The sequence below is a fragment of the Enterobacter sp. SGAir0187 genome (assembly GCF_002952735.2).
Classification (GTDB): domain Bacteria; phylum Pseudomonadota; class Gammaproteobacteria; order Enterobacterales; family Enterobacteriaceae; genus Enterobacter; species Enterobacter quasiroggenkampii.
In genome coordinates this window covers 2,338,809-2,354,451 of sequence record NZ_CP025034.2, presented here as the reverse complement: position 1 = coordinate 2,354,451, position 15,643 = coordinate 2,338,809, and the positions used below count along the sequence as shown (strand labels likewise).

Below are 15,643 nucleotides of genomic sequence, written 5' to 3'. Positions count from 1 at the left end.
TTTGCCTGGCGGCTTTAGCGCGGTGGTCCCACCTGACCCCATGCCGAACTCAGAAGTGAAACGCCGTAGCGCCGATGGTAGTGTGGGGTCTCCCCATGTGAGAGTAGGGAACTGCCAGGCATCAATTAAGTGAAGAGGCCATCCGGAAGGATGGCCTTTTTGCGTTTATGCGCCAAAAAAACGGCAGGCCGTGCAAGGCAAAGCCGCCACCGGGCAAGTCAGACCGCACCATCCTCTCCTTGAAACTTTCTCACCTTCTGCTTGCAGACTCGACATTCAAACCATTTCTGGGTATCGTTAGCTGTCTGGATGTCTAAACGTTTATACGTATGCTGTGAGGATACAAAGCTATGCCGATTCGGGTGCAGGACGAGCTACCAGCCGTCAATTTCTTGCGTGAAGAAAATGTCTTTGTAATGACGACTTCACGTGCGACAGGTCAGGAAATTCGCCCGCTGAAGGTGCTTATTCTCAATCTGATGCCCAAAAAGATCGAAACAGAAAACCAGTTCCTGCGTCTGCTGTCGAATTCCCCGCTGCAGGTCGATATTCAACTGCTGCGAATCGACGCCCGTGAGTCACGCAATACGCCTTCTGAGCATCTGAACAACTTCTACTGCAACTTTGATGACATTCAGGGTGAAAACTTCGACGGTCTGATTGTGACCGGCGCGCCGCTGGGCCTGGTGGAATTTAACGATGTCGCTTACTGGCCGCAGATCAAACAGGTCCTGGAGTGGGCAAAAGATCACGTCACCTCCACGTTGTTTGTCTGTTGGGCGGTGCAAGCCGCACTGAATATTCTTTATGGCATTCCCAAGCAAACCCGCACTGAAAAGCTCTCCGGCGTATACGAACACCATATTCTCCATCCCCATGCGTTGTTGACGCGCGGGTTTGATGATTCTTTCCTGGCTCCGCATTCCCGCTACGCTGACTTCCCGGCCCAGCTGATTCGTGATTACACCGATCTGGAGATTCTGGCCGAAACGGAAGATGGGGACGCTTACCTGTTTGCCAGTAAAGATAAGCGCATTGCCTTTGTGACCGGACATCCTGAGTACGATCCTCACACCCTTGCGTCAGAGTATTTCCGTGATGTCGAAGCGGGTCTGAACCCGGATGTCCCGTACAACTATTTCCCGAAAGACGATCCGCAAAACAAACCGAGAGCGACCTGGCGCAGCCACGGGAATTTGCTTTTTACTAACTGGCTCAACTATTACGTCTACCAGATAACACCATACGATCTGCGTCACATGAATCCAACGCTGGAGTAATCGTCTGCACTAAACGATCCTAAAGCGTTTCAGCTATTCAAATCAGGCACCTTCGGGTGCCTTTTTATTTCCGAAATGCCACTCATCATTCTTTAAAACTTTAATTTCAATAAAATCAATAAATTAATCGCAATTTATAATTAAAATGGAAATTGTTTTTGATTTTAGAAAAAATAGAGATAGTCTTAATTCTGCTGAGCGAAAACTACCCAACGATCTTTCGTTCGCATCGGGAGCGTGATTTTGGATCTTTGATGAGGAGCAGAGTAATGACTCAACAGGCAACGACGGTCGATGAACTGGCCTTTACCCAGCCGTATGGCGAGCAAGAACAGCAAGTTTTGACGGCAGAAGCGGTAGAATTTCTGACTGAACTGGTGACCCGCTTTACCCCGCAGCGCAATAAGCTGCTGGCGGCACGTATTCATCAGCAGCAGGAAATTGATAACGGCAAGTTGCCTGGTTTTATTTCGGAAACCGCTTCCATTCGACGTGGTGAGTGGAAAATCCGCGGCATCCCTGAAGATTTACAGGATCGTCGCGTTGAGATCACCGGTCCGGTAGAGCGCAAAATGGTGATCAACGCCATGAACGCCAACGTTAAGGTCTTTATGGCCGACTTTGAGGACTCGCTGGCGCCTGACTGGCGTAAGGTCATAGATGGGCAGATCAACCTGCGCGATGCCGTGAACGGCACCATCAGCTATACCAACGAAGCCGGAAAAATCTACCAGCTCAAACCGAACCCGGCGGTGCTGATCTGCCGCGTACGCGGTCTGCATTTGCCTGAAAAACATGTCACCTGGCGTGGGGAAGCCATTCCAGGCAGCCTGTTTGATTTCGCACTCTATTTCTTCCACAACTACAAAAATCTGCTGGCAAAAGGCAGCGGCCCCTATTTCTATCTGCCAAAAACGCAGGCCTGGCAGGAAGCGGCCTGGTGGAGCGAGGTCTTCAGCTATGCGGAAGATCGCTTCAACCTGCCGCGCGGCACCATCAAGGCCACGTTGCTGATTGAAACGCTGCCTGCCGTGTTCCAGATGAATGAAATTCTGCACGCCCTGCGTGACCACATTGTCGGCCTGAACTGCGGACGCTGGGACTATATTTTCAGCTACATCAAAACGCTGAAAAATTATCCCGATCGCGTCCTGCCGGATCGCCAGGTCGTGACCATGGATAAACCGTTCCTGAGCGCCTACTCGCGTCTGCTGATCAAAACCTGCCACAAGCGCGGTGCCTTCGCGATGGGCGGCATGGCGGCCTTTATCCCGAGCAAAGATGCCGAGCGCAACAATCAGGTGCTCAACAAGGTGAAAGCCGACAAAGAGCTTGAAGCACGTAACGGTCACGACGGCACGTGGATTGCCCATCCCGGCCTGGCCGATACGGCGATGGACGTCTTCAACCGCGTGCTTGGCGACAATAAAAACCAGCTGTTTGTCACGCGTGAAGATGATGCCCCAACGGCTGAAGAACAGCTGCTGGCTCCGTGTGCGGGCGAGCGGACTGAAGAGGGGATGCGGGCCAATATCCGCGTTGCGGTGCAGTACATCGAAGCGTGGATCTCCGGCAACGGCTGCGTGCCGATCTACGGCCTGATGGAAGATGCTGCGACGGCGGAGATCTCACGTACCTCTATCTGGCAGTGGATCCACCATCAAAAAACGCTCAGCAACGGCAAGCCGGTGACCAAATCCCTGTTCCGCCAGATGCTGGCCGAAGAGATGCGGGTGATCCAGGACGAGCTGGGCGAACACCGCTTCAGCAGCGGGCGTTTTGACGACGCTGCGCGCCTGATGGAGCAAATCACCACATCAGATGACTTAATCGACTTCCTGACCCTGCCGGGCTACCGCTTCCTGGCGTAACTCACCACATAACAATATGGAGCATCTGCACATGAAAACCCGTACCCAACAAATCGAAGAATTAAAGAAAGAGTGGACACAACCTCGCTGGGAAGGCATCCGCCGTCCGTACAGCGCGGAGGACGTGGTGAAATTACGCGGCTCGGTCAATCCGGAATGCACGCTGGCGCAAAATGGCGCGGCAAAAATGTGGAAGCTGCTGCACGGTGGTTCCAAAAAAGGCTACATCAACAGCCTCGGTGCGCTGACAGGCGGTCAGGCCCTGCAGCAGGCGAAGGCCGGTATTGAGGCTATCTACCTCTCCGGCTGGCAGGTGGCGGCGGACGCCAACCTGGCCTCCAGCATGTACCCGGATCAGTCGCTCTATCCGGCTAACTCCGTGCCGTCGGTCGTGGATCGGATCAACAACACCTTCCGTCGAGCGGATCAGATCCAGTGGGCGGCGGGCATCGAACCTAACGATCCGCGCTTCGTTGACTATTTCCTGCCGATCGTTGCAGATGCGGAAGCGGGCTTCGGCGGCGTGCTGAACGCCTTTGAGCTGATGAAATCGATGATTGAAGCCGGTGCAGCGGCCGTTCACTTCGAAGATCAGCTGGCGTCAGTGAAGAAGTGCGGACATATGGGCGGGAAGGTGCTGGTTCCCACACAGGAAGCGGTTCAGAAGCTGGTTGCCGCGCGTCTGGCTGCTGACGTGCTCGGCGTGCCGACGCTGCTCATTGCCCGTACCGATGCCGACGCGGCTGACCTGATCACCTCTGACTGCGATCCGTACGACAGCGAGTTCATCACCGGCGAGCGCACCAGTGAAGGTTTCTATCGTACCCACGCGGGTATCGAGCAGGCGATTAGCCGCGGTCTGGCGTACGCGCCGTACGCGGATCTGGTCTGGTGTGAAACCTCCACGCCGGATCTGGCGCTGGCAAAACGCTTTGCTGATGCCATTCATGCGAAGTACCCGGGCAAACTGCTGGCCTACAACTGTTCGCCGTCCTTCAACTGGCAGAAAAAGCTGGATGACAAAACGATCGCCAGCTTCCAGCAACAGCTGTCCGACATGGGCTACAAATACCAGTTCATTACTCTGGCGGGCATCCACAGCATGTGGTTCAACATGTTCGACCTGGCGCACGCCTATGCGCAGGGTGAGGGCATGAAGCACTACGTTGAGAAGGTGCAGCAGCCGGAATTTGCGGCGGGCAAAGATGGCTACACCTTCGTCTCTCACCAGCAGGAAGTGGGCACCGGCTACTTTGATAATGTGACCACGATTATTCAGGGCGGCACCTCCTCCGTCACCGCCTTGACGGGTTCAACGGAAGAAGCACAGTTCTAATCTTTTCCCCCTCTCCCCCCTGGGGAGAGGGTTGGTGGTGAGGGGGAATATATGTCGCGTGGCCTGGAATTACTGATTGCCCAAACTATTTTGCAGGGCTTTGATGCCCAGTACGGTCGTTTTCTTGAAGTGACCTCCGGCGCGCAGCAGCGCTTCGAACACGCAGACTGGCATGCGGTTCAGCAAGCCATGAAGCAGCGTATCCATCTCTATGATCACCACGTGGGTCTGGTGGTGGAGCAGCTGCGCTGTATTACCGACGGTAAAAGTCCGGACGCGGAATTTTTACTGCGCGTAAAAGAGCATTACACCCATTTGTTACCCGACTACCCGCGCTTCGAGATTGCGGAGAGCTTTTTCAACTCCGTCTATTGCCGGTTATTTGACCACCGCTCATTATCTCCTGAGCGGTTATTTATCTTCAGCTCCCAGCCTGAACGGCGCTTTCGTACCATTCCGCGTCCGCTGGCGAAAGATTTCTTCCCCGATCGCGGATGGGAAAAGCTCCTGCACCGCGTGCTAACAGATCTGCCGCTGCGCCTGCCCTGGGAGAATAAAACCCGGGATATCGGGTATATCCACGCCCATCTCAAGGAAGCCTTCGGCGCGGAGGTGCTCAGCCACAGCCATTTGCAGGTGGCCAACGAGCTTTTCTACCGCAATAAAGCCGCCTGGCTGGTGGGCAAACTGGTTACGACGACGGCCGTTGTGCCGTTTCTGCTGCCCATTCACCGCACCGACGGTGGGGAACTGTTTGTCGATACCTGCCTGACCACCAGCGCCGAGGCCAGCATTGTGTTTGGCTTCGCCCGTTCCTATTTTATGGTCTATGCCCCGTTACCTGCCGCGCTGGTGGAGTGGCTGCGCGAGATCCTGCCGGGTAAAACCACCGCCGAACTGTATATGGCTATTGGCTGCCAGAAGCACGCTAAAACGGAAAGCTACCGGGAATACCTGCGTTATGTCACTACCGCTGATGAGCAGTTTATCGAAGCGCCCGGCATTCGCGGCATGGTGATGCTGGTGTTTACGCTGCCGGGCTTTGACCGGGTCTTTAAGGTGATTAAGGACAGATTCGCGCCGCAGAAAGAAATGACCGCCGCGCACGTCCGCGCCTGCTACCAGCTGGTTAAGGAGCACGACCGCGTCGGGCGCATGGCGGATACTCAGGAATTCGAAAACTTTGTGCTGGATAAGCAGCAGATCGATCCGGCACTCATGGCGCTTTTACTGCAGGAAGCACCCGCCAAAATCACCGATCTTGGGGACAAAATCGCCATCAGCCATCTCTACATTGAACGTCGCATGGTGCCGCTGAATATCTGGCTGGAGCAGTCCGACGGTCAGGCTTTAAGAGATGCGATTGAAGAGTACGGCAACGCGATTCGCCAGCTTGCCGCCGCCAATATTTTCCCGGGCGACATGCTGTTTAAAAACTTCGGCGTCACCCGTCACGGTCGGGTGGTGTTCTACGATTACGACGAAATTTGCTACATGACCGAGGTGAACTTCCGCGATATCCCACCGCCCCGCTACCCGGAAGATGAGCTTTCCAGCGAGCCGTGGTACAGCGTTTCGCCGGGCGATGTGTTTCCGGAGGAGTTTCGCCACTGGCTGTGTGCCGATCCGCGCATCGGGCCGCTATTCGAAGAGATGCATGCCGATCTGTTTCGCGCCAGCTACTGGCGCGGACTGCAAACGCGGATCAAAAATGGGCATGTCGAAGATGTGTATGCTTACCGCCGCAAGCAGCGGTTTTGTGTGCGGTTTAACGAATCCCACCGTACGCCAGCGTCACCTCTTTCGCGGCCTTAATCACCAGCGCGCCCAGCTCGGTCACCCGGTCGTCGGTCATACGTGAGATGGGGCCAGAGATGGAGATCGCAGCAAACGGCTCGCGATGTTCGTCGAAAATACAGGACGCGAGGCAGCGCAGCCCCAGCGCATGTTCCTCGTCGTCAAACGAATAACCGCGCTTGCGGGTCAGGGCCAGATCTTCTTTCAGATGCAAGGGCGACACCAGGGTAGCGTGGGTATAGGCGTGCAGCCCTTTACGGTGCAGCAGCCCCGTCACCTGCTCCTCGCTCAGCTGCGAGAGAAACGCTTTACCCGCCCCGGAGGCATGCATCGGCAGCTTGCCGCCAATCGGCGCGGACATGCGCATCAGCTGCGTGCACTGTACCTGGTCGATGATAATCGCCTGATGATCGCTCTGGTCCAGTACCGCCAGGTTTACGGTCTCACCGGACTCCTCCATCAGCTTGCGCAGAATCGGATGCACAATCGCCAGCAGGTTGCGGCTCTGCAGGAAGCTGCTGCCGACGATAAACGCATGCGCGCCCACCGCCCAGTGTCCCAGCTCGCCCACCTGGCGGACAAAACCCAGCTGCTGCATGGTGGTCAGCAGGCGGTGCGTCGTGGAGTTCGGCAGGCCAGCCTGCTGGGCCAGCTCCGTCAGGGCCACGCTGCTGTGCGACTCGGCTATCCACTCCAGCAGCTTCAGACCGCGCGTGAGCGATTGAACCTGTCCACCCTGTTGTGCGGCAGCGGTGGTGGCAGCAGGTTTTCTGCCGCGTTTAGCGGGAACGGTCGCGACCATGACGATCTCCTTTTTCTGTATCGTGGAAATCATTTTCGTTTTATTTGGTGAATTTGCAACCGTTATCCTGACTGATCGGAGGAGTGATGGTGAACATGTCTCATGTTACCGCTGAGCGGCTTTTCCACCCTGCGAGATTATGCCAGTATGGAACGCAGCCTTTTGGCCTTGTTGAGCGTTGTCGGGAGCAAGTGTGAGCAGCAAAGTAGAGCAACTGCGTGCGCAGTTAAATGAACGAATTCTGGTGCTGGACGGCGGCATGGGCACCATGATCCAGGGCTATCGCCTGAATGAAGATGATTTCCGCGGCGAACGCTTTGCCGACTGGCCCTGCGACCTGAAAGGGAACAACGACCTGCTGGTGCTCAGCAAGCCGTCCGTGATTAAAGATATCCACAACGCCTACTTCGAAGCGGGTGCGGATATCGTTGAAACCAACACCTTTAACTCGACAACCATCGCCATGGCGGATTACCAGATGGAATCCCTGTCGGCGGAAATCAACTTTGAAGCCGCGAAGCTGGCGCGCGCCTGCGCCGACGAGTGGACGGCCCGCACGCCGGATAAGCCGCGCTACGTTGCCGGGGTGCTTGGCCCGACGAACCGCACCGCGTCGATTTCACCGGACGTCAACGACCCGGCGTTTCGTAATATCACCTTTGACCAGCTGGTTGCGGCCTACCGGGAATCGACCAAAGCGCTGGTGGAAGGTGGTTCCGATCTGATCCTGATTGAAACCGTCTTCGACACCCTCAACGCCAAAGCCGCAATTTACGCGGTGAAAGAGGAGTTCGAGGCGCTGGGCGTTGACCTGCCGATCATGATTTCCGGCACCATCACCGACGCCTCGGGGCGCACTCTTTCCGGCCAGACCACGGAAGCGTTTTATAACTCCCTGCGCCACGCCGACGCGCTCTCCTTTGGCCTTAACTGCGCGCTGGGGCCGGATGAACTGCGCCAGTACGTGCAGGAGCTGTCGCGCATCGCGGAATGCTACGTCACCGCCCACCCGAACGCCGGTCTGCCGAACGCGTTCGGTGAATACGATCTCGATGCCGACACCATGGCGGCGCAAATCCGCGAGTGGGCCGAGTCTGGCTTCCTGAATATTGTCGGCGGCTGTTGCGGTACCACGCCGGAGCACATCGCGGCCATGAGCAACGCCGTCGCCGGACTGCCGCCGCGCAGGCTGCCCGAGCTTCCGGTTGCCTGTCGCCTCTCCGGCCTTGAGCCGTTGACCATTGGTGAAGACAGCCTGTTTGTGAACGTGGGTGAGCGTACGAACGTCACCGGTTCTGCAAAGTTCAAGCGCCTGATCAAAGAAGAGAAGTACAGCGAAGCGCTGGACGTTGCCCGCCAGCAGGTGGAAAGCGGCGCGCAGATTATCGATATCAACATGGATGAGGGGATGCTCGACGCCGAAGCGGCGATGGTGCGTTTCCTCAACCTGATCGCCGGTGAGCCGGACATCGCCCGCGTGCCGATCATGATTGACTCCTCCAAATGGGAAGTCATCGAAAAAGGGCTGAAGTGCATTCAGGGTAAAGGCATCGTCAACTCTATCTCGATGAAAGAGGGCGTTGATATCTTTATCCACCACGCGAAAATGGTCCGCCGCTACGGTGCCGCCGTGGTGGTCATGGCCTTTGACGAAGTGGGCCAGGCGGATACCCGCGAGCGCAAAATCGAGATTTGCCGCCGCGCCTACAAGATTTTGACCGAAGAGGTGGGCTTCCCGCCGGAAGACATTATCTTTGACCCGAACATCTTCGCCGTGGCGACCGGCATCGAAGAGCATAATAACTACGCTCAGGACTTTATCGGCGCGTGCGAGGACATCAAGCGCGAGCTGCCGCATGCGCTGATCTCCGGCGGCGTATCGAACGTGTCGTTCTCGTTCCGCGGTAACGACCCGGTGCGTGAAGCGATCCACGCCGTGTTCCTCTACTACGCCATCCGCAACGGCATGGACATGGGGATCGTTAACGCCGGACAGCTGGCGATTTACGACGACCTTCCTGCCGAGCTGCGCGATGCCGTCGAGGACGTGATCCTTAACCGCCGCGACGACGCCACCGAACGGCTGCTGGACCTGGCGGAGAAATACCGCGGCAGCAAGTCGGATGACGCAGCCAACGTTCAGCAGGCCGAGTGGCGTGCCTGGGACGTGAAAAAGCGTCTGGAATATTCGCTGGTAAAAGGCATCACCGAGTTTATCGAGCAGGACACCGAAGAGGCGCGTCAGCAGGCCGCCCGTCCGATTGAAGTGATCGAAGGGCCGCTGATGGACGGCATGAACGTGGTAGGCGATCTGTTCGGTGAAGGCAAAATGTTCCTGCCACAGGTGGTGAAATCCGCCCGCGTGATGAAGCAGGCCGTGGCGTACCTGGAGCCGTTTATCGAGGCCAGCAAAGAGAAAGGCTCCAGCAACGGTAAGATGGTCATCGCCACCGTCAAGGGTGACGTGCATGATATTGGCAAGAATATCGTCGGCGTGGTGCTGCAGTGTAATAACTACGAGATTATCGACCTCGGCGTGATGGTCCCGGCGGATAAAATCCTCAAGACCGCGCGCGAAGTGAACGCCGATCTGATTGGCCTCTCCGGGCTGATCACCCCGTCGCTGGACGAGATGGTTAACGTGGCGAAGGAGATGGAGCGTCAGGGCTTCACCATTCCGCTGCTGATTGGCGGCGCGACCACTTCTAAAGCGCACACGGCGGTGAAAATCGAGCAAAACTACAGCGGGCCGACGGTCTACGTGCAGAACGCCTCGCGCACGGTGGGCGTGGTCTCCGCGCTGCTCTCTGACACCCAGCGCGACGAGTTTGTCGAGCGCACCCGCAAAGAGTACGAAACCGTTCGCATCCAGCACGGGCGCAAGAAACCGCGCACCCCGCCAGTTTCACTCCAGGCGGCGCGTGATAACGATCTGGCGTTTGACTGGTCGAGCTATACGCCACCGGTCGCGCATCGCCTGGGCGTTCAGGAAGTCAGCGCCAGCATCGAAACGCTGCGCAACTACATCGACTGGACGCCGTTCTTTATGACCTGGTCGCTGGCGGGCAAATATCCGCGCATCCTGGAAGATGAGGTGGTAGGTGAGGAGGCGAAACGCCTGTTTAAAGATGCCAACGACATGCTCGACAGACTGAGTGCTGAGAAAACCCTTAACCCGCGCGGCGTCGTGGGGCTGTTCCCGGCCAACCGTGTGGGCGACGACATCGAAATTTACCGCGATGAAACCCGCACTCACGTACTGGCGGTCAGCCGCCATCTGCGTCAGCAAACCGAGAAAGTGGGCTTTGCCAACTACTGCCTGGCCGATTTTGTCGCGCCGAAGCTGAGCGGTAAAGCCGACTATATTGGCGCCTTTGCCGTGACCGGCGGTCTGGAAGAAGATGCCCTGGCGGACGCGTTCGAAGCGCAGCACGACGATTACAATAAAATCATGGTGAAAGCGATAGCCGACCGCCTGGCGGAAGCCTTCGCCGAGTACCTGCACGAGCGCGTGCGTAAGGTGCACTGGGGCTACGCGGCGAATGAAAACCTCAGCAACGAGGAGCTGATCCGCGAAAACTACCAGGGGATTCGTCCGGCACCGGGCTATCCGGCCTGCCCGGAGCACACCGAAAAGGGCACGATCTGGCAACTGTTGGACGTCGAAGCCCATACCGGGATGAAGCTCACCGAGTCGTTCGCCATGTGGCCGGGTGCGTCAGTTTCAGGCTGGTACTTCAGTCATCCGGACAGCAAGTACTTTGCCGTGGCGCAGCTGCAGCGCGATCAGATTGAAGATTATGCCCTGCGCAAAGGGATGAGCGTATCAGAAGTCGAGCGCTGGCTGGCCCCGAACTTAGGCTACGACGCCGACTAACGTCAATTTTCCTTACAACAAACAAGGCACCTCAAGGGTGCCTTGTCTCTTTCTTACGCTTAACCCCTTATACTAAGCCTATGGAAAACGAATAATGATAAGGAGGAAGACCTTCCGTGCTGACCCTGTTACATCTGCTCTCTGCAGTTGCACTGCTCGTATGGGGCACCCATATCGTCCGTACCGGCGTGATGCGCGTTTTTGGCGCCCGTTTACGTACCGTTCTCAGCAGTAGCGTTGAGAAGAAGCCGCTCGCCTTCTGCGCGGGCATTGGCGTAACGGCACTGGTTCAGAGCAGCAACGCCACAACCCTGCTTGTCACCTCCTTTGTGGCGCAGGATCTGGTGGCGCTGGCCCCGGCGCTGGTCATTGTGCTGGGGGCTGATGTGGGTACCGCGCTGATGGCGCGTATCCTGACGTTTGACCTCTCCTGGCTGTCGCCGCTGCTGATTTTTGTCGGCGTCATCTTCTTCCTCGGCCGCAAACAGACGCGGGCCGGCCAGCTTGGACGCGTGGGCATTGGCCTGGGGCTGATTCTGCTGGCGTTGGAGCTGATTGTGCAGGCGGTCACCCCGATTACCGAGGCCAACGGCGTTCAGGTCATCTTCGCTTCCCTGACCGGGGACATCATGCTCGACGCGCTGATTGGCGCGGTGTTTGCCATCGTCAGCTACTCCAGCCTGGCCGCCGTGCTGCTGACGGCCACGCTCACCGCCGCCGGGGCGATCTCCTTCCCGGTCGCGCTGTGTCTGGTGATCGGTGCCAACCTCGGCTCTGGCCTGCTGGCGATGCTCAATAACAGCGCCGCCAACGCTGCCGCCCGCCGCGTGGCACTCGGTAGCCTGCTGTTTAAGCTGGTGGGCAGCCTGATTATCCTGCCCTTTATCCATCCGCTGGCGAACCTGATGGACAACCTCCCGCTGCCGAAGGCGGAGCTGGTGATCTATTTCCACGTGTTCTACAACCTGGTGCGCTGCCTGGCGATGATCCCTTTTGCCGGGTCGATGGCCCGCTTCTGCGAACGACTCATTCAGGACGAACCGGAGCTGGATGCGCGCCTGAAGCCGAAGCATCTGGATACCTCCGCGCTGGACACCCCGGCGCTGGCGCTGGCGAATGCCGCACGTGAGACGCTGCGCATGGGCGACGCGATGGAAACCATGCTCGAAGGCCTGCAAAAGGTAATGCACGGCGAGCCGCGGGAGGAGAAAGAGCTGCGCAGACTGGCGGACGATATCAACGTGCTCTATACCGCCATTAAGCTCTACCTGGCGCGCATGCCGCAGGACGAGCTGGCGGAGGAGGAGTCCCGCCGCTGGGCGGAAATCATTGAGATGTCGCTCAACCTTGAGCAGGCCTCCGATATCGTTGAGCGCATGGGCAGCGAGATCGCCGATAAGTCGCTGGCCGCACGCCGGGCGTTCTCCGTTGAAGGCCTGAAGGAGCTGGAAGCGCTGCACGAGCAGCTGGTCAGTAACCTGAAGCTGGCGATGCTGGTCTTCTTTTCCAGCGACGTCCCGAGCGCGCGCCGCCTGCGCCGTAACAAGCATCGATTCCGCATTCTTAACCGCCGCTACTCGCACGCCCACGTTGAGCGCCTGCATCAGCAAAACGTGCAGAGTATCGAAACCAGCTCACTCCACCTGGGACTGCTGGGCGATATGAAGCGCCTCAACTCATTGTTCTGCGCGGTGGCCTACAGCGTGATGGAACAGCCGGATGAAGATGACCAGCGGGATGAGTATTAATCTCTGAAAGCGCCTCGCAAAACCTTGTTGCGAGGCGTGACACCTTATCAAGCGCCATTTACCCTTCAGACCTTACGTTTTTTAGGGAATAGAAAATGCTCGTTTATTACGCTACACTTCGCCAATTCATGCGCATTCCGATGGGGGTTTTCATGCGCACTACTCATGGCATTAAAAAATCAGTCAACGTGTCGTTAGCACCTGAAATTCTTGAAGAGGCGCGACGGCTTAAGCTTAATCTCTCTGCTGTACTCACGGCTGCACTGCAGGAGCAGTTTCGTGCGCATCAGCGTGCAGAGTGGTTAACAGAAAATAAGGCTTCTATTGAGGCCATTAACCAGTGGGTTGAGGAAAACGGCTCCTTTAGTGACTTTCAGAGGTCGTTCTGATGGAGCAATATTTTGCTTATGAGAATGAAGGTAAGGGGAAAACTGCCTATCCCTGGCTAATCAATATGCAGCATCCCGTGGCCAATGTGATGAAGCATGTTCTGGTCGCCCCCGCAGTTGAACTTAGCCATCTGGGAGGTATTCAGCCACCTGCGAAAGTGTGCCCTGTCGTTGAGATAGGGGGTAAACCCTGTGTGGTAATGATGCACATGATGGCAGGCATATCGCCAAAAGAGTTAGGCGAGCGTGTCGCCGATCTTACGCAAAACCGTGCTTCATTGCGGGATGCACTCGATTTTTTGATCAACGGTTACTAACACTTTTTTGTCAGCCGCAAGGTAAGGTATATTTCGCCCTTCACAGGAGAAACTATGCTGCCAACTCAATCAACCCGATTAAACAAATACATTAGCGAGAGCGGGATCTGCTCACGTCGCGAGGCGGACCGTTACATTGAACAAGGTAATGTGTTCCTCAACGGCAAACGCGCCACGATTGGTGACCAGGTGATGCCAGGCGATGTGGTTAAAGTGAATGGTCAGCTCATCGAACCGCGTGATGCCGAAGACCTGGTGTTTATCGCGTTGAACAAACCGGTTGGAATTGTCAGCACCACGGAAGACGGTGAGCGGGACAACATCGTTGATTTCGTGAACCACAGCAGCCGTATCTTCCCGATTGGCCGTCTGGATAAAGACTCTCAGGGGCTGATTTTCCTCACTAACCACGGCGATCTGGTCAACAAGATCCTGCGTGCCGGTAACGATCACGAGAAAGAGTACATTGTGACGGTGAATAAGCCGGTCACGGACGACTTTATTCGCGGTATGGGCGCCGGTGTGCCGATCCTCGGTACCGTTACGAAAAAGTGTAAGGTGAAGAAAGAAGCGCCGTTTGCGTTCCGTATTACCCTTGTGCAGGGCTTAAACCGCCAGATCCGCCGCATGTGCGAATACTTCGGTTATGAAGTGACGAAGCTGGAGCGCACGCGCATCATGAACGTCAGCCTGTCCGGCATTCCGCTGGGCGAATGGCGCGACTTAACGGACGACGAACTGATCGAGCTGTTCAAGCTTATCGAGAACTCCTCGTCCGAAGCGAAGCCGAAGGCCAAAGCAAAACCGAAAACCCAGGCGATTAAACGTCCGGTCGTGAAGGCACCGCAGGCGGAAGAGAAAGGACGCGGCAAACCGGGAAACGGGAAGCGATTTACCCAGCCTGGCCGTAAAAAGAAAGGGCGCTAGCTAGCGCCTTCCACGGGTAGAGGTATTGGCCGACCAGGAAAAGGTCGTTTCGGTATCCGGCTTGTAAGCCTGCTGCTTTTTCAGTTTGCGGGCTTTTTTCGCCTCGGCGTCACGCTGCGCCATCAGTTTGTCGATGTACTCTTTTTTCACCTGATTGGTTTCGGCGTTGGTCAGCGTACGGCCATGCGCGATGCGGGCGCGGTCGAGAAGCGTTTTCAGTTCGCGCTGCTCGGCTTCCGTCATGTCTTTCTGGGTCAAACGTGGTGTCGCCATTGCTGAAGCCTCCTGAGAGAGAGGCTTCAGTGTAAAGCAAGCTGAGTCAATTAACCCTGCTTCACCGCATCTTTTTTCGTTTGTTCCTCAATCGGTTTGCCGGACCAGTAGCCCGCCAGCAGCGAGCCGGAGAGGTTGTGCCAGACGGAGAACAGCGCACCCGGCAGGGCCGCCAGCGGCGAGAAATAGATTTTACCGAGTGCCGCCGCCAGGCCGGAGTTCTGCATCCCTACCTCGATTGCCAGCGTGCGGCAGGTCGATTCGTCGAAGCCAAAAAGTTTCCCGCCCCAGTAGCCGCCCAGCAGGCCAATGGTGTTATGCAGCACCACCGCGACGATCACCACAAAGCCTACGGAAGCAATGTGCGAGGCGGAGCCCGCCACCACGGCGCTGATGATGGCCAGAATACAGACCATCGAAAATGCGGGCAGGTATGGCTCAACGGCCTTCACCACGCGCGGGAAAAGATGGTGAATGACCAGTCCCAGCGCAATCGGGATCACCACGATTTGCAGAATGCTCAGCAGCATGCCCATCACGTCCACCTGAATATGCGCATCCACGTACAGGCGGGTTAACAGCGGCGTGGCAATCACGCCCACCAGCGTGGAGACGGACGAGATAGTGACGGAGAGCGCCACGTCGCCTTTCGCCAGATAGATCATGACGTTGGACGCTGTGCCGCTGGCCACGCTGCCCACCAGCACCATCCCGGCGGAAAGGTCGGGCGGCATCTTAAAGGCCATCGCCAGTAGCCACGCCGCGAGCGGCATCACCAGGTAGTGCAGAAATATTCCTGCTGCGACGGGCGCAGGGCGAGACAGCACGCGTTTGAAGTCGTCGACTTTCAGATGCACGCCCATACCGAACATGATCAGCATCAGCAGCGTGGTGACCCACGGACCAATACCGGTGAACGCGGTGGGCGTGTAATACGCGAGTACGGAGAGCAGCAGCGCCCATAACGGGAACAGCCGGGTGATAGCGGATAACATAGTGAATTCCTTGCAGTATTGTCGTGTTGTT

General features: G+C 56.9%; 12 protein-coding genes and 1 rRNA gene. 10 read left to right on the top strand and 3 right to left on the bottom strand.

Going from position 1 to position 15,643, the window contains the following annotated elements; all coding sequences use genetic code 11:
* Window positions 1-4: 4 nt before the first annotated feature.
* From rrf to aceK, 5 genes are all read left to right on the top strand, one after another.
* Window positions 5-120, top strand: a 5S ribosomal RNA gene (gene rrf / locus CWR52_RS11295).
* Window positions 121-350: 230 nt separating this feature from the next.
* Complete coding sequence (gene metA / locus CWR52_RS11290) at window positions 351-1,280, top strand: homoserine O-acetyltransferase MetA (protein ID WP_008503405.1); 930 nt, start codon at window positions 351-353, stop codon at window positions 1,278-1,280.
* A gap of 269 nt (window positions 1,281-1,549) precedes the next feature.
* Window positions 1,550-3,151 (top strand): malate synthase A, encoded by a 1,602-nt coding sequence (gene aceB / locus CWR52_RS11285; RefSeq protein ID WP_104949689.1) that lies wholly within the window; start codon window positions 1,550-1,552, stop codon window positions 3,149-3,151.
* A gap of 31 nt (window positions 3,152-3,182) precedes the next feature.
* Window positions 3,183-4,487: an isocitrate lyase gene (gene aceA / locus CWR52_RS11280; RefSeq protein ID WP_104949688.1), complete on the top strand. Its 1,305-nt coding sequence runs from the start codon at window positions 3,183-3,185 to the stop codon at window positions 4,485-4,487.
* 51 nt (window positions 4,488-4,538) lie between these two features.
* Window positions 4,539-6,302, top strand: a complete 1,764-nt coding sequence (gene aceK / locus CWR52_RS11275) for a bifunctional isocitrate dehydrogenase kinase/phosphatase (RefSeq protein WP_104949687.1) — start codon at window positions 4,539-4,541, stop codon at window positions 6,300-6,302.
* On the opposite strand, the gene iclR is transcribed toward aceK, so the two are convergent.
* Window positions 6,256-7,086 (bottom strand): glyoxylate bypass operon transcriptional repressor IclR, encoded by an 831-nt coding sequence (gene iclR, locus CWR52_RS11270; RefSeq protein WP_129546958.1) that lies wholly within the window; start codon window positions 7,084-7,086, stop codon window positions 6,256-6,258. The two genes, aceK and iclR, sit on opposite strands and share 47 nt — an antisense overlap.
* A gap of 193 nt (window positions 7,087-7,279) precedes the next feature.
* Between iclR and metH the strand changes: the two genes are divergently transcribed.
* The 5 genes from metH to rluF all read left to right on the top strand — a co-directional run bounded on the left by metH (window position 7,280) and on the right by rluF (window position 14,344).
* Window positions 7,280-10,963, top strand: coding sequence for a methionine synthase (gene metH, locus CWR52_RS11265; RefSeq protein WP_104949685.1), 3,684 nt, complete (start codon window positions 7,280-7,282; stop codon window positions 10,961-10,963).
* Window positions 10,964-11,079: 116 nt separating this feature from the next.
* On the top strand, window positions 11,080-12,711 hold the full coding sequence (locus CWR52_RS11260; RefSeq protein ID WP_048226411.1) for a Na/Pi cotransporter family protein: 1,632 nt from the start codon (window positions 11,080-11,082) through the stop codon (window positions 12,709-12,711).
* Window positions 12,712-12,806: 95 nt separating this feature from the next.
* Entirely contained in the window at window positions 12,807-13,100 is a 294-nt protein-coding gene (locus tag CWR52_RS11255) for a type II toxin-antitoxin system CcdA family antitoxin (RefSeq protein WP_104949684.1), read from the top strand.
* Window positions 13,100-13,417, top strand: coding sequence for a CcdB family protein (locus CWR52_RS11250; RefSeq protein ID WP_104949683.1), 318 nt, complete (start codon window positions 13,100-13,102; stop codon window positions 13,415-13,417). Before CWR52_RS11255 ends, CWR52_RS11250 begins: the two co-directional genes overlap by 1 nt.
* 54 nt (window positions 13,418-13,471) lie before the next feature.
* The gene (rluF, locus tag CWR52_RS11245; protein WP_008503414.1) at window positions 13,472-14,344 is read left to right on the top strand and encodes a 23S rRNA pseudouridine(2604) synthase RluF; all 873 of its coding nucleotides are present in this window, start codon (window positions 13,472-13,474) and stop codon (window positions 14,342-14,344) included.
* On the opposite strand, the gene CWR52_RS11240 is transcribed toward rluF, so the two are convergent.
* Both CWR52_RS11240 and panS read right to left on the bottom strand, forming a co-directional pair.
* Window positions 14,345-14,617, bottom strand: a complete 273-nt coding sequence (locus CWR52_RS11240) for a DUF3811 domain-containing protein (RefSeq protein ID WP_014830263.1) — start codon at window positions 14,615-14,617, stop codon at window positions 14,345-14,347.
* 50 nt (window positions 14,618-14,667) lie between these two features.
* Window positions 14,668-15,612 (bottom strand): ketopantoate/pantoate/pantothenate transporter PanS, encoded by a 945-nt coding sequence (panS, locus tag CWR52_RS11235; protein WP_104949682.1) that lies wholly within the window; start codon window positions 15,610-15,612, stop codon window positions 14,668-14,670.
* Between the last annotated feature and the right edge of the window lie 31 nt (window positions 15,613-15,643).

Bases quoted from the DNA above. Each gene is read 5' to 3' on its own strand.
- CWR52_RS11250 (WP_104949683.1), top strand. From the start codon at position 13,100: ATGGAGCAATATTTTGCTTATGAGAATGAAGGTAAGGGGAAAACTGCC.
- rluF (WP_008503414.1), top strand. From the start codon at position 13,472: ATGCTGCCAACTCAATCAACCCGATTAAACAAATACATTAGCGAGAGC.
- aceA (WP_104949688.1), top strand. From the start codon at position 3,183: ATGAAAACCCGTACCCAACAAATCGAAGAATTAAAGAAAGAGTGGACA.
- panS (WP_104949682.1), bottom strand. From the start codon at position 15,612: ATGTTATCCGCTATCACCCGGCTGTTCCCGTTATGGGCGCTGCTGCTC.
- metA (WP_008503405.1), top strand. From the start codon at position 351: ATGCCGATTCGGGTGCAGGACGAGCTACCAGCCGTCAATTTCTTGCGT.
- aceK (WP_104949687.1), top strand. From the start codon at position 4,539: ATGTCGCGTGGCCTGGAATTACTGATTGCCCAAACTATTTTGCAGGGC.
- CWR52_RS11240 (WP_014830263.1), bottom strand. From the start codon at position 14,617: ATGGCGACACCACGTTTGACCCAGAAAGACATGACGGAAGCCGAGCAG.
- aceB (WP_104949689.1), top strand. From the start codon at position 1,550: ATGACTCAACAGGCAACGACGGTCGATGAACTGGCCTTTACCCAGCCG.
- CWR52_RS11255 (WP_104949684.1), top strand. From the start codon at position 12,807: ATGCTCGTTTATTACGCTACACTTCGCCAATTCATGCGCATTCCGATG.
- iclR (WP_129546958.1), bottom strand. From the start codon at position 7,086: ATGGTCGCGACCGTTCCCGCTAAACGCGGCAGAAAACCTGCTGCCACC.